The organism is Sorangium sp. So ce375 (genome assembly GCF_051473855.1).
Classification (GTDB): domain Bacteria; phylum Myxococcota_A; class Polyangia; order Polyangiales; family Polyangiaceae; genus Sorangium.
On the sequence record NZ_CP150335.1, the window covers coordinates 5,430,972 to 5,444,212 of the forward strand.

The window sequence follows — 13,241 nt, forward strand, 5'->3', positions numbered from 1 at the left end:
ACGATCCGGGACGGAGCCCATGGCCAAGGGTACGAAGGACGCGCAGCTGGACGCCGCGGAGCTGCTCTTCGCGGATCACGGCAGGGGCGGCACGACGGTGCGGATGATCGCCGCCCGAGCGCAGGCCCACGTCGCGGCGGACGCGGATCACGTAAGGTTCGACCGGCTTTCCTGGCAGGATTTCTGACCCGCGGTACGCGGAAGCAGGGTGCCGGCGCCGGCCTGCAGCGCGGCCCGCGCCCGCCCGTCAGATCTCCCCGTAGGCCCGCGAGATCACCCGCCGAGCCACGGATTGGATGCCGGTGTGCTCGAAGTAATTGGTGGCGAGATCGATCGCCGCGGCGAGGCAATCGAGCTTGCCGCCGACCGCGCCGAGGTGTCCGCTGATCCGCTCGAGCGCGCCCTGCCGCTCGATGCCCCTCTTCGCGATGAACCCGGCGATCGCCGTTTGCGACGCGCCGAGGCTCTCCTTCATGATCTCGCGCTTGGCATCGACGCTCCCGCCCGGCAGGTATCCGAGGAGGCGCGCAAAGCGGCTCTGCTGGCCGAGCTGCTCATTCGTCGCGCTCGAAACGGAGTCCAGCACCCGCGAGAGGAAGTCGGGGCCGAGCGGTATCATGCCGTCGCACACGATCCAGGCGGCGAGGCGCATCGCGTCGTCCTTCTCGTAGCTGGCGAGCGAGGCGGCAAAGTCGCCGATGCTGTCGCCCGGCAGCCCGTTGATCGAGCAGAACGCCGCGAGCTCGGCGACGAGCTTCACGCCCGCGTCGATGGCCTGGGTGGTGTCGGCCTTGGGCGTGATCTTCGACAGGAAGGAGAAGAACTCCGACGCATCGCCGATCTTGCGTGCGATCGTCGCCACGCCGGCGAGGCCGCCCGTGTCGTCGACCAGCCGGAAGATGCGGACCGCGCGCTGGTACCCCTGCTCCGAGCCCGCGTAGAGGGCGATCGCGCGCTCGCCGACCTGCTGGATGAGGCCCTGGTCCTCCTCGCCGGTGACGAGCTTGATCATCTCCTCGAAGCTCGTGACGTTCTGCCACTCGCCCGGCACGATGTAGTCGAGCGCCCCCAGCAGCCGCGTGGTCATATTCGACTTCGGGAGGCCTTCGAGGATGGAGTGAATCGATTCGCGCGTCATGGGGGGCCTTTCAGAGGCTCGCGAGACCATTCAGGTCAAATCGCTTCAGCCACGCTTTGCGCGCCTCGGGGTCCAGGGTCTGGGATGACACCTTTACCTGATAACGATCCTTGACGAGGAGCGCGGATTGGTTCTTCCCGACGGTCACGACCGGCATGCCGGCGAGGTGATCCGTAGCGTTCGCGAACTTGGCGACGGCCTGGGGATCGCCCGCCGTGTCGGAGATGGATAGGACGGCCACGTCGCCGCCGTCCTTCCGCAGCTTGGCCTCCGCGTAGCCAGGCTTCTCCGCGGTGAAGACGCGGCTCATCCCCTCGGTCCCCTCCGAGGGGAAGAGCGCATTGAACGCGGATCCTGGCTTGATGTCGGAGGCGGCGCTCACGGCAGGCGCGGGTGCCTTGGTCGCCGCCTCGTCCCAGCGCGAGGGAGGCTCCTTCTTGCAGGCGACCAGCGAGAGGGCGACGGCGAAGAGAAGGGACGGCGTTCTCGTGTTCATTGTGCCTCCGGTCCGGTGCCGGCGCTGCGTGCACCCCCGCGACGAACGCGAGCGCCGGAGCATCGGCCGTGCCACGCCGCGACGACTGCCGTGGCAAGGAGAGACACCATCTCTGAGCAAGGCGGGCAAGGCGGCAACGAGCGGCCGCCCGTTTGACAGGCGTGCAGGAAATGCTCACGACCACCCGCCGTCACCTCGTGTGACCGCGGGCCGGTCGGTGCCGCCCGCTCGTCGCGCGTGGCGTGCCGCCTACGTGTGCACCCTCGGGAGGACCTGTTCGAGGACCCCGACGGTGCCGTTGTCCCTCTCCACGTGGAAGCGGACCACCAGGTTGTTGTTCTTGTCCCAGTCTGCTCCGCCGTCGCTCGGATCCAGGATCGCAAAGTTGCGTTGCGTGACGCAGTACTTGTGCTCGGACCCCGAGATCTCCCGGAGGAATCCCTTGATGTCGCCGTTGAACAGGTTCTGACTCCCGCCGTTGGTCAACAGCGAGAGGACCATGGCGAGTATCCCCTTGGGGGCGGGTCGCGCGATGCCGGATGCGGTCACCTGATAGATGCGCGGTCGCGAGCGAGGCTGCCCGAACCCGAGGATCGTGTCGATATGCGCCATGGTGCCCACGTGGATGTCGCCGCCCAGGAGCGTCACCTGGGTGCCAGGGCTGAAGCCAGCGAAATTCATGAGGGACATCAGGAAGCGCCTGCACTCGTTCTGGTTGTTGGAGGCTGCCCAGCCGTCGCGGATGTCGTCGACAGCGGCCTTGGCGAACACGCTCGTGAGCGTCTCGGCGGCCGCGAGCGGCACGTAGACGACGGGCGTGCCGACCACGACAAGGAGGTGCCTGAGCTCGAGCTTGGCGAGCTGGTTGAGCTTGATCTCCAGGTCGTCGAGCTGTTGCTTGCCCAGGATCGTCCCGTTCTTCCACGAGCGCTGCGACCGCCCATCGACCGCGAGGATGGCCATGTCTCCATACTTCGCGATCCAGCCGAACCCCGAGCTGCTGAGGCGGTCCTTTGGGCTCAGCGCCATTTGAAACTCTTTGAAGGCCTGCTCCGCAGCCCTGTAGCGCTCCACGGCCTGGGGCGTGCCGTCGTTGTTGTTCGACCCCCAGCCATCGTAGATCTCGTGGTCGTCCCACATCATGACGTTCGGGCAGCTACCGAGGACCGCCGCCACGTCGGGGTGCGACCACGTCTGCGCGTAGTGCCTGCGGTACGCGGCGGTCCGTCCCTCCGAGGGCGACCACCCTGTGGGGTCGCCGTCGCCGTAAATCTGATCTCCGGCGTGGACGAGGAGGTCCACCTTGCCTTCGTCGACGAGCGCCCTGAGCGCGCGCCACATCGCCCCGCGCCTCTCCTTGGGAAACTCGTGGTTGTCGATGTCGTTGCAGCTCACGAGGCCGATCCGGATCGGCCCGTTCGCGATGGTGCGGAAGGAGGAGCAGTTGATGCTCAGGTTGTCCGATGGTGTGGGGAGCGGATCTCCCGCGTCGTGCTCGACGATGCCGTAACGGATCCTCTCGCCGCTCAGCCCCGTCAGCTCGAACGTGGCGAGCCCGTACGGAGGTGCGCTGGTGATCGGCGCGTCGAGCGTGTGAACGCCGTTGTCATCCACGAACGCCAACCTCGCCTTCGCCTTGGGCCTCTCGAAGACGGCCAGGATCCTGCTGGTTGTCTGCGTCGTGTGGCCGATGATCGCGCTTTTGAGTGCCATTTTCGTCTCTTGGGCGAGAGCTCGTCAGGCTCGTGTTCTCTATGCTCCGTCTTGGGCGTCCGAGCCCTAAGTTTCCAGCTCTTTCGAGGCTCTCGCAAGAGGGGCCTCGCGCGCGGCCCCTGCCCATCGCGGCCCCTGCCCATCGCGGCCCCTGCCCATCGCTTGGCCGTCGGATCGCCGGAGGCCTCGCTTCGAGGGTCGACGGCTCCGGCACGGCATCGGGCCAGGAGCGCGCGCCTCTCGTGCTCAACGCGTGGTCGTGCTCACCGCGTGGGGGGCGGGAGCGCGGCGTCGGCGGGCGCGACGCCGGCGGCGACCACGGGGTAGCCCTGGCCGTCGCGCGCCCCGGCCGCCTGCGTGACGAACAGCAGCGAGAACCCGGGGTAGATCGCCGCCGAGGGCGCGCGCGGCGAGAGCGCGGACGACGCGCCGAACACCGGCGCGACGGCGCGCTGGAGCGGGCCGTCGTAGCCCAGGCGGGCGGCCAGGCCGATGGCCGAGCGCCCTGCGCTGTCCCTTCCGGCGTAGTAGACGCGAAGGAGCGGTCGGCCCGTGGCGGAGACGGCGAGCGCCGGGGCGGGATCGGAGACGGCCGCGCTGTCGAAGGGCTCGCCCTCCCCCTCCGGCGCACCGGCGCCCTCCGGCGCACCGGCGCCGACGACGGACGCCGGCGCGAGCACCGGACCGCCTCCGATGCGCTCCCAGACGAGGCCGTCGTCGCTGCGCGCCTCGCCCAGGGACGAGGCGCCCGCCTCGCCGGCGACCTCGTAGAACATGCGCAGCGAGCCGTCGGGCAGGCGGACCACACCGGGGCTCCTCGGGACCGCGCCGCGCTCCCAGCCGTCGCCGTCGGCGCCCGGCGTGAGCACGGGCGCCGGTTCGCGCGCGAAGGCGAGCCCATCGGCGCTGCGCGCGAGCCCGATGCCGCCCGCCGCCGCGTAGTAGAGCCAGATCTCGTCGCGCACGAGCAGCGCCGAGGGGGCCGCCACCGTGCCGCCCTCCCAAGGCAGCTCCGGCGCGAGGACCGTCGCGGACGATCGCTCGAACGAGCGGCCGTCCGCGGCGTCGTAACGCACGATGGCGTTCGGCGGAGCGAGGGGGTCTGGCGCGGCGTCCTCGGGGTGGAGCGTGGCGGCGAAGAAGCCGGCGGCGGCGAGCGTCGAGGGGTCGCCGTCGAGATCGACGACGGAGGCGTCCCGCACGGAGCGCTCGTCGTCCTCCATGACGTGCGGGGCCGTCCGCGCGTTGCCGAGCTCTTCCCCCGCGATCTCCCGGAACGGTCCGGCGTGGGCGTTCGGCAGGCTGCCCTCGTCGCCCTCCGACGGGAGCGTCGCGCAGGAGGCGAGCACCCCCAGGGCCGCGAGGGCGAGCGCGCGCTCCGACGACGGGAGCGACAGGGGCAGCGCCTGGCGCAATCCAGACCCTGGATGGCCTGTGACACTACGTGTGTACCGACGTTTACAGATCTGCATGCGAAATGACACTACGTGTGCCCCAACGTTTACAGATCTGCATGCGAAATGACACTACGTGTGCCCCAACGTTTACAGATCTGCGTGCGAAATGACACTACGTGTGTGCCGAGTCTATCACGACGGCATCCTACGCTGGTGGCTGCCACCTCCCCGCACACCGAGAGGTTGACTGCACGCGCCTGCTGGAAACCATGGCGCCATGGCGCGCACGGCTCCGGTTCCGAACATCCCTGCGATACCTGGCATGAACCCCGGCACGTGGATCCTGGGCGGAGGTGGCGGTGGGGGTGGCGGTGGGGGGCGCGGAGGTCGGGGGCGTGGAGCCGGGCAAGGCGCGAACGGGGGTGGTGGCGGCGAGGCGGCGCAGGGCGGCGGCAAGAGCGCCGGCTCCTGCGGTCCGGGCAGCGGGGGCGGCAGTCCGAATCCATCGCACGGGCGCGGCAGGAGCACGTCGGCGGGGGCTCCAGTCGAGGATGAAAGTTGCCTGAATTCAATGGGTTGCGAGGCCCGACCGATCTGCCAGGAAGCGAGCTCCAAGGGCAAAGAATGCAGGAAAGAGAGAAACCGCAAGGGCGCAAGGGGCGCAAGGGACCAGAGACGAGATATTTTCTTGCCTTCGCTTGCGCCCCTTGCGCCCTTGCGGTTTCTCTTCCCTTCTGTTGATTTCCTCGGGACTCCAACATGATCGGTGCTCTAAAAGAATTCCCCTCTTCGCTCCTCTCCTGGATCCAGCACCATGCCAAATTCAGCCGCTCGTGGAACGAGCCGCTGCTCCGCGGGTTCCTCGAAGAGCGCGGCGTTCCTTGCTCCGAGATCGTTGTCGCATGGGAGCGCGCTCTTCATTCGCTCGGCGAGGGAGGATCCGTGGAGTCCCCTTATCTGCTCGAGCTGTCGGACACGTGCTTCGGGACCGTGGCCACGGGCGCCGCGCAGGCGACGCTCCCCGGAGACAGCGGGACGGTCGTCATTGTAGGCCGCTTCGTCGGTGGCGGCGCGCTCGGTCTGCACTATCGATGGGTATCGGATCAGCGAGACGGACTGGCCGAGCGGGCGCGCCGTCGAGCACGTAGCGCCTTGGGTCGAAGGTCTGCCAGATGAGGATACGACACGACTGATCCGACTTGGGTTTCGGCGTGATCTGCGGCGCACGTGCCATGTCGAGGAGCTCGACGCGCTGCTCGCGCGCCATGGACTGCCGTCGACCTCGATGGTGCATGCGCTCGAGCTCCGGCTCGGAGGGCCCCTATGTCCCCTGCGCGAGGGGGCCGCGTCGCTGTCCTTCGGTGCATTCCAATTGCTCGCATTCGAGAGAGAGGCCCAGGACCACGCGCTATGGGCAAAGGACAGCGCCACGCTCGAGGACGGCACCGAATGGCCGCGCATACGCTTCCACGGCGAGCCGCTCATTCCCGTCGGCAGCGACGTCGAAGCAACGCTCTACATGAATTCCGAGGGCACCCTCTTTCGGCACGATTGGATACTGGATGAAGTGGACACGCTGGGTGAGGACCCGATGGAGTACCTCCATCGCAGACTTCTCTCGCTCGAGTCCTCGTGACGGGGTCAAAACGCCGCCGTCACCGTCGCCCCCAGGTTCAGCATCGTCCCGCCCGCCCGGTAATCCCCCACGAAATCCGCCGGGTTGTCCTTCTCGATCACCACCTCCGGCAGCACCGACAGCTGCCCGTGCAGATCGATCCGGAGCGACCCTGGCAGCTCCTCCAGCGGCCGGTTCAGGACGACGCCCGCCCCCAGCGACATCGTGTGCCGGTCCGCGTCGATATAGTTCGTCACGCCCTCCTGCGGCGGCACCGGGGACCTCTCGTAGACGTAGCCCGCGCGGAGCGGGATCTCGATCGCGCGGCGCTCGCCCTGCCCCGCCACCTTGCGCAGACCCCCCGCCGCCGGGACGACGTACTCGACGCCCAGCCTCGGCACGACCCGATCGGCGAACCGGAGCGGCACCACGGCCGTCGGCCTCGGATCGTCGGGCAGGTCGATCGGCACCTCCGGCGGAGGCGCCGCCTCGAGGTGCGCCCGCGTCCTCGCCACCGGGCTCTCGTAGGCCGACCAGTTCACCCACGTCAGGTCCAGGTTCACGCGCAGGCCGCGGATCCGCTGGAAGCTCGCCCCCACCACGACCTGCCGCGGCACGAACGCGTCGACGGTGCGCGACTCGAGCTCGTACAGCAGCGGCACCTCGATGCCCGCAAAGTCGACGACCCCCTGCAGGCGCGCGTCGATCGCGAGGGGGAGCTTCGCCTCCCCACGGTAGGCGACGCCGACGAAGCCGAGATCTCCGGCGCGCACCCGGGCGCCGAGGTGCGGGGCGCGGATCGACGTGAGATCGGCGTCCACCTCGTGCCGGAGCGCCGAGTCGTAGGGCGACAGCGCGTCGGCGCGGCCCGTGACCGAAAAGCGGCCCCGCGTCGAGGCCAGGAACGCGACGCCGCCGCCGAGCTCCAGGAACGGGAGCGGGCGGACCGCGACGCACGCGGCGAGGAAGAGGATCGAGAGCCGGTCGTCGTAGAGCTCCCAGCGCGGCGTCTCCTGGCGCATCGCCTCGATCCGCGACAGCCCGTCGTCCGGGAGGAACGCCGCCAGGCCGAGCGCGAACGGCACGCCGAGCACCTCGCCGGGCGCGACAAGGCCGCCCGCGAGCCCGTGGACGTCGCGCACGCCGCTGTCGCGATCGTTCGTGCGCAGGCGGTTCGACGCGTAGGCGTACCCGATCGAGAGGCCGAGGCCGGACGCGCCGGCGAGGCCCGCCGGGTTGTAGTAGCTCGCCGAGAAATCGGTCGCGTCCGCCACGAGCGCGCCGCCCATCGAGGCGCCGCGCGAGCCGAAGCCGTACGCGTCGGGCGCGCGCGCGCGCGCCGGCGCCGCGGCGACCAGCGAGAGCAGCGCGGCCGCGCCAGAGGAGAGCCGGCGCATCAGAACGCCACCCCGACCGTCGTCCCGCCCGCGACGAGGACCCCCCGCGTGCGCACGGCGCCGGCGCCGCGCTCCACGTCGCCCGCCGGCGCCTCCCCCTGCTTCCGGTGCGCGCGCGGCAGGAGCAGCTGGATCTCGCCGAACAGGTCCAGCGTGAGCCGAGGCAGCGGCGCGGCGAGGGCGAGCCCGTAGCCGAGCGAGAGCGCGACGCGCGCGTTGTCGTAGAGGTTCGACGCGCCCGCCTGCTCGGGCGCGGGCGACGGCTCGAAGAACGCGCCGGCGCGCGCGTGCGCCGTGGCCCCCGGCCCCAGCGCGAGGCTGCGCTCCACGCCGGCGCGCGGCACGACCGTGTCCGAGTACCCCGGGCCCTCGACCGCCGGCGCCGCGCACGAGCCGGCGAACGGCTCGCCCGTCTCGGGGTCGACCTCCGGGCAGCGCACCGTCGCCTCGAGCGCGCCGGGGTAGTCCGACCAGCGCTTGTACGTCGCGCCGATCGCCACCTTCCACGGGCCCTTCACGCGCGCCACCTCGAGCGCGATCTGCGCGGGATCGTACTGCGCGATCCCCGCGATGTGGAGCGGCGGCACGGCGATCCCCCCGAGATCCTCGGCGTGGATGACGACGTTGAACCGCCCGACGAGCGCGCCGCGGAACGTGGCCCCGACGCGGTAAGCGCCGACGTCGTAGCTCGCGCCGAGGATCGGCCCGTAGCTCGCGACGAGCGTGTCCTCGACGAGGGTGCCCACGCGGCCGGAGGCGTCTGTCGCGACCGTCACCGCGCCGGACAGCGCCGCCAGCGCGGCGAACCCGGCGCCCACCCGGACGCCGCGGCCTACCCGCGCGCCGAGCGCCGCCTGCACCGCGACCGATTGGACGCGATCCGCCACCGGGAACTGCGGCGTCTCCGGGTAGAGGATCCGCCCGCGGACCACCACGTCGAACGGCGCGAAGAAGCCGAGGCCGATCGTCACGCGATCCGCGAGCGAGCCGCCGAACGGGATCGGCACCGTCGCGCCGATCACGCTGCCGCGCAGCGGCGCGTACGACAGCCTCCCGTCGCCAGCGCGGAGATCGAAGACCGCGCCCGCGAGCCCCAGCGTGAGCCGGCGCTCGCGCGACAGCGACAGGAGCGCCGGGTTCGCGTGGACGGCCTCGTAGCCCTCCGCGACCGCGGCGCCGGTCGCGCCCATGGCGCTCGCGCGCGCGCCGAAGCCGAGCACGTCCTCCGGCGACGCCTGCGCCGCGCCGGCCTGCGCGAGGGCGAGCCCCGCCGCCGAGAGCGGCGCGAACCCGCGCCACCTCCGGCGGATCCGGCGAAGCATGCGCGAGCGACGGTAGACTGGGCCGCCCTGGCGCGCTAGTCGGTATCCGCCGTGGATCTCAGCCCTCGAAGCAGCTCGGACGAACGCCGCCCCCGCCTCGCGCTCCAGGCCGTGCTGCCCGAGGAGCTCGCCGGCGCGTGCGGCATCGACCTCACCGACGCGCGCCGCATCGTCTCCCTGGCGCACCGCCTCGGCGAGCTGCCTGCCCGCGCGCCCGCGACCGTACGGCGCGCCGCGCTCGAGGCGGCACGCTCGGCGGGCGAGATCAGGACGCTCGCGCTCGTCGAGCGCCGCGCCAGCGCCGAGGATCCGTTCGTGAAGTACGCCTTCCGCCTCGAGGACGGCGCGACGGTCGAGTCGGTGCGCATCCCGCTCGAGAGGCCGGGCCGTTACTCGGCGTGCGTGAGCTCGCAGGTCGGCTGCGCGCTCGCGTGCGCCTTCTGCGCCACCGGGCGCATGGGCCTCACGCGCAACCTGGAGGCCTGGGAGATCGTCGAGCAGGTGCGGCTCATCCGGCGCGATCTCGGCGCCACCGTGGGCGGCGGGGCGCGCGTCCACGGCGTGCTGTTCCAGGGCATGGGCGAGCCGCTCGCCAACGCCGATCGGGTCATCCAGGCGATCCGGGTGCTCTCCGAGCCGAGCGCGCAGGCCATCGACATGCGCAACATCACGGTCTGCACGGCGGGGCTCCCGTCCGGTATCCGGCGGCTCGCGGCCGAGGTCCCCGCGGTCCGTCTCGGCCTGTCGCTCGGCTCGGTGCGCCCCGGCAAGCGGCGCCAGCTCATGCCGATCGACGGCGCACACCCGCTCGAGGAGGTCCTCGCCGCCGTCGGCGAGCACGCGCGCGCGACCGGGCACGCGCCCATGTGGGCATACACCCTCCTCGCGGATCGGAACGACGCCGACGAGGACGCAGCGTGCCTGGCCGCGCTCGTCCGCGGCTTCGCGGCGCAGCACGGCATCTCTCCCCGGCTCAGCCTCATTCCTTACAACGCGATCGGCGCGGCCGACGCTCCCCTGCCCTCGCCCGGCGGCGACGACGAGCGCGGCGCGTCAGCCGATCCGTTCGTGCGCTCGGCGCGGCTCGACGCGTTCCGCGCGGTCCTCTCCGCCGCCGGGGTCGGCTCGATCGTGCGCTACTCCGGCGGCGGCGACGTCGGCGCGGCGTGCGGGCAGCTGGCGCGGCCTTCGGCGGAGGCGCAGCGGCCGGGCGGCCGCCGGGCGTCGCCCCGCGCCGGGGCGACAGCGGGTGCGGCCGATGTCGGGCCGAGCGCGCCGCCTGGGCCAGGGTGAGCGTCGCTATGGATCCCTGCTCCCGCGCGCGCTAGCTTGCGCGCGTGTTCGGCTTCAGCTTCGGCGAAATCATGGTGCTCGCCATCGTGGGCATCATCGTGGTCGGTCCCCGGCGATTGCCCGCGATGATGCGAACGGCAGGGAGCTGGGTCGCCAAGCTCCGCCGCATGACCACGGACCTCCGGACGCAGAGCGGCATCGACGATCTCATCCGCCAGGAGGGGCTCGAGCGTGAGCTCCGCGAGCTGCGCGCCCTGTCGCGGGTCAACGTGATCGAGACGCTGGTGCAGCCCGTCATGGGCGCCGTGACCGCCGGTACGGTCATGTCTTCCACGCCTCGCGTGAGGCCGCCGGAGCCCGAGCCGCCCCCGCCGCCGGACGTGCAGCCGCTCCGCGAGCGCGAGTACCCCGTCCTCGGCTGCGACGCCTATGGAGCGGAGCTGGAGGGCGCGCCCGCCCTGCCAGCCGCACCGGAGAACGCGCCCCCCGCGGAGACCGCGGAGACCACGAACGCGGCGGACGCGACCAGCGTGGAAACCACGGCTGGCGGGGCCGGCGCGGACGCCACGGCTGGCGGGGCCGGCGCGGACGCCACGGCTGGCGGGGCCGGCGCGGACGCCACGGCTGGCGGGGCCGGCGCGGATGCCACGGCTAGCGTGGCCGGCGCGGAAAGCACGGCTAGCGTGGCCGGCGCGGACGCCACGGCTGGCGGGGCCAGCGCGGGGTCCGCGGCGGCGACAGGGATCGTGGCGGGAGAGACCGTCGCGGCGGCGCAGGGTGTGGCGACCGGGAACGGAGCAGCGTCATGAGCCAGGAGCAGGCGGCGGCGGTGAAGAACGGCTCCCCCGAGGCGACCGGCGCGTCCAGCGACGCCGCGGAGGACGCCGGCGAAGACAAGCCGATGTCGTTCTGGGAGCACCTCGACGAGCTTCGCAAGCGGCTCGTCCGGAGCATCCTTGCCTTCTTCTTGGCGTGCATCGTGGGGTGGGAGGTGCGCGAGGAGCTGTTGCACTACCTGACCATCCCGTTCGTGCAGGCGTGGCGGGAGCAGAACCTGCCGGGCAACCCCTCGCTCCACTTCGGCGCGCCCGCGGCCGCGTTCGTCGCCTACTTCAAGCTGTCGATGATCGGCGGCGCGGCGATGGCCTCGCCGATCATCTTCTACCAGCTGTGGGCGTTCATCGCGCCCGGCCTCTATTCCCGCGAGAAGCGCTACGTCATCCCGTTCGTCCTGTTCTCGACGATCCTGTTCGTCGGCGGCGGCCTGTTCGGCTGGCGCGCGGCCTTCCCGATCTCGTTCGGCTACTTCCTCAGCCTGGCCGGCACGGTCGGCGGCGACGGGGTGACGATCACGCCGACCGTGATGATGGGCGACTACCTCGACTTCGTCGCCCAGCTCCTGCTCGGCTTCGGGATCATCTTCGAGATCCCGCTCATCGTGCTCTTTCTCTCCATCGCCGGCATCGTCAACTACCTCCAGCTGATCATGTTCGGCCGCTGGTTCGTGTTCGCCGCCTTCGTGGTGGCCGCCGTCCTGACGCCGCCGGACATCACGAGCCAGCTCGTCATGGCCGTGCCGATGTGCCTGCTCTACGTGCTCTCGATCGGCCTCGCGTACGTCTTCGGCAAGCCGCCGACGGACGCCCAGCGCGCGGCGTACAAGTCACGCAAGGAAAAGGAAGTCTCCAAGGGCTGACGGGCGGCGCGGCCCAGCTCGCGCCGCCTGCGCCGCCTCCTCCACGCGCAGCCCTCGGCGGCGGGCGGTGGTCAACTTTGCCCGAGAAAGATCACAGGGAGACGGGGCGTTACTGAGGTTTTCTCCCCGCCTTCCCGCCTCCCCGTTCAAATTTGACCAGTACCCGGCGGCGACGCAGCGCATAGCAGACCGCTGCGCTGCCTCCTCCGCGCGCCATCCTGGGCGGCGGCGCAGATCAGGCGGCGGGCGCGGCTGCCGCGGGCGCTGCCTTCCGGCTCCGCGCCACGTGGATCGCGATCGCAGCGCCGGCCATCGCGAGCCCGATGAGCTGCGACGTGGACATGCCGATGAGGCCCCCCCGATCGTCGGCGCGCGCGAACTCGAGCACGAAGCGCCCGAGCGCGTAGAGGCCGAGGAACGTCGCGAAGACCTGCCCGTCGTATCGCTTCCGCCCGTGAACGTAGAGCATGCAGATCGCCGCGATGGCGAACGACATGGCCGACTCGTAGATCTGCGTCGGGTGCACCGGGTGCGACGGCAGGCGCGGGCTCGTGAGCTCGTGCAGCTTGAACTGCGCCTCGCTCGCGGGGCTGCTCGGCGGGAACGAGAGCCCGAACGCCCCCTCGGTCCGCAGGCCGAAGCAGCAGCCGGCGAGCAGGCACCCCATCCGGCCGAACCCGAGGCCCAGCGGGACGGCGAAGCCCGCCATGTCCGCCGCCTTCCAGAACGGGAACCGATCGCGCTTGAGCAGCCAGAACGCCATCGCCGACGCGCCGAGGAAGCCGCCGTAGTACGTCAGGCCGCCGGCCCAGAACTTCGCCCACGCCAGGCAGTCGCTCTCGGTCGGGTGGCAGACGCCCTTCGCGGCGTCCCAGACGCCGTGGTACCGCGACGCGCAGAGCGCCTGCTCGACCTTCCAGTCGACCTGCGACGGGTCGGTGCAGAGGTGCACGTAATCCCAGAAGTACCCGTCGGCGACGACGTGCAGGAGCCTGCCGCCGACGACGCCTGCGAGCAGGCAGGCGAGCCCCAGGTCCACGACAACGTCCGGGTCCTCGCCGATCCGCCGCGCCCACAGCGCGCCGATCGCCGTCGCGAAGAGGAAGCCTGTCAGCAGCAGCAGGAAGTAGGCGGGGAACGCGACGTCGAGCAGGCGGAACAGCTCGGGCCGCAT

General features: G+C 71.3%; 12 protein-coding genes. 5 read left to right on the forward strand and 7 right to left on the reverse strand.

Features of this window, described 5'->3' with window-relative positions; genetic code table 11:
- Positions 1-19 precede the first annotated feature (19 nt).
- Complete coding sequence (locus tag WME90_RS20155; RefSeq protein ID WP_437282787.1) at positions 20-187, forward strand: hypothetical protein; 168 nt, start codon at positions 20-22, stop codon at positions 185-187.
- Positions 188-247: 60 nt separating this feature from the next.
- Here the strand turns inward: WME90_RS20155 and WME90_RS20160 are convergent, their stop codons facing one another.
- From WME90_RS20160 to WME90_RS20175, 4 genes are all read right to left on the reverse strand, one after another.
- Positions 248-1,138: a hypothetical protein gene (locus tag WME90_RS20160; protein WP_437282788.1), complete on the reverse strand. Its 891-nt coding sequence runs from the start codon at positions 1,136-1,138 to the stop codon at positions 248-250.
- Positions 1,139-1,148: 10 nt separating this feature from the next.
- On the reverse strand, positions 1,149-1,634 hold the full coding sequence (locus WME90_RS20165) for a hypothetical protein (protein WP_437282789.1): 486 nt from the start codon (positions 1,632-1,634) through the stop codon (positions 1,149-1,151).
- A gap of 249 nt (positions 1,635-1,883) precedes the next feature.
- The gene (locus tag WME90_RS20170) at positions 1,884-3,347 is read right to left on the reverse strand and encodes an alkaline phosphatase D family protein (RefSeq protein ID WP_437282790.1); all 1,464 of its coding nucleotides are present in this window, start codon (positions 3,345-3,347) and stop codon (positions 1,884-1,886) included.
- 263 nt (positions 3,348-3,610) lie between these two features.
- Positions 3,611-4,762: a hypothetical protein gene (locus WME90_RS20175; RefSeq protein WP_437282791.1), complete on the reverse strand. Its 1,152-nt coding sequence runs from the start codon at positions 4,760-4,762 to the stop codon at positions 3,611-3,613.
- 1,045 nt (positions 4,763-5,807) lie between these two features.
- On the opposite strand from WME90_RS20175, the gene WME90_RS20180 reads away from it, so the two are divergent.
- On the forward strand, positions 5,808-6,380 hold the full coding sequence (locus WME90_RS20180; protein WP_437282792.1) for a hypothetical protein: 573 nt from the start codon (positions 5,808-5,810) through the stop codon (positions 6,378-6,380).
- 5 nt (positions 6,381-6,385) lie between these two features.
- Here WME90_RS20180 and WME90_RS20185 read toward each other — a convergent pair whose 3' ends face one another.
- Entirely contained in the window at positions 6,386-7,756 is a 1,371-nt protein-coding gene (locus WME90_RS20185; RefSeq protein WP_437282793.1) for an OmpP1/FadL family transporter, read from the reverse strand.
- Positions 7,756-9,078 (reverse strand): OmpP1/FadL family transporter, encoded by a 1,323-nt coding sequence (locus WME90_RS20190; protein WP_437282794.1) that lies wholly within the window; start codon positions 9,076-9,078, stop codon positions 7,756-7,758. The genes WME90_RS20185 and WME90_RS20190 overlap by 1 nt, the downstream gene beginning before the upstream one ends.
- Positions 9,079-9,129: 51 nt before the next feature.
- Between WME90_RS20190 and rlmN the strand changes: the two genes are divergently transcribed.
- From rlmN to tatC, 3 genes are read left to right on the forward strand one after another with little or no spacing between them, the layout of a single operon-like run.
- Entirely contained in the window at positions 9,130-10,371 is a 1,242-nt protein-coding gene (gene rlmN, locus WME90_RS20195) for a 23S rRNA (adenine(2503)-C(2))-methyltransferase RlmN (RefSeq protein ID WP_437282795.1), read from the forward strand.
- A gap of 44 nt (positions 10,372-10,415) precedes the next feature.
- A complete protein-coding gene (gene tatB, locus WME90_RS20200) occupies positions 10,416-11,180 on the forward strand; it encodes a Sec-independent protein translocase protein TatB (RefSeq protein ID WP_437282796.1) in 765 nt (254 codons plus the stop codon).
- Positions 11,177-12,067, forward strand: a complete 891-nt coding sequence (gene tatC, locus WME90_RS20205) for a twin-arginine translocase subunit TatC (protein WP_437282797.1) — start codon at positions 11,177-11,179, stop codon at positions 12,065-12,067. Before tatB ends, tatC begins: the two co-directional genes overlap by 4 nt.
- A gap of 235 nt (positions 12,068-12,302) precedes the next feature.
- On the opposite strand, the gene WME90_RS20210 is transcribed toward tatC, so the two are convergent.
- Positions 12,303-13,241 carry a prolipoprotein diacylglyceryl transferase gene (locus WME90_RS20210; RefSeq protein ID WP_437282798.1) on the reverse strand — a complete coding sequence of 313 codons (939 nt, stop codon included), beginning with the start codon at positions 13,239-13,241 and terminating at the stop codon, positions 12,303-12,305.

What these genes read in the sequence shown, in the direction of transcription:
- WME90_RS20155 (WP_437282787.1), top strand. Translation starts at nt 20, where the DNA reads ATGGCCAAGGGTACGAAGGACGCGCAGCTGGACGCCGCGGAGCTGCTC.
- WME90_RS20160 (WP_437282788.1), bottom strand. Translation starts at nt 1,138, where the DNA reads ATGACGCGCGAATCGATTCACTCCATCCTCGAAGGCCTCCCGAAGTCG.
- WME90_RS20165 (WP_437282789.1), bottom strand. Translation starts at nt 1,634, where the DNA reads ATGAACACGAGAACGCCGTCCCTTCTCTTCGCCGTCGCCCTCTCGCTG.
- WME90_RS20170 (WP_437282790.1), bottom strand. Translation starts at nt 3,347, where the DNA reads ATGGCACTCAAAAGCGCGATCATCGGCCACACGACGCAGACAACCAGC.
- WME90_RS20185 (WP_437282793.1), bottom strand. Translation starts at nt 7,756, where the DNA reads ATGCGCCGGCTCTCCTCTGGCGCGGCCGCGCTGCTCTCGCTGGTCGCC.
- WME90_RS20190 (WP_437282794.1), bottom strand. Translation starts at nt 9,078, where the DNA reads ATGCTTCGCCGGATCCGCCGGAGGTGGCGCGGGTTCGCGCCGCTCTCG.
- tatC (WP_437282797.1), top strand. Translation starts at nt 11,177, where the DNA reads ATGAGCCAGGAGCAGGCGGCGGCGGTGAAGAACGGCTCCCCCGAGGCG.
- WME90_RS20210 (WP_437282798.1), bottom strand. Translation starts at nt 13,241, where the DNA reads ATGCGGCCCGAGCTGTTCCGCCTGCTCGACGTCGCGTTCCCCGCCTAC.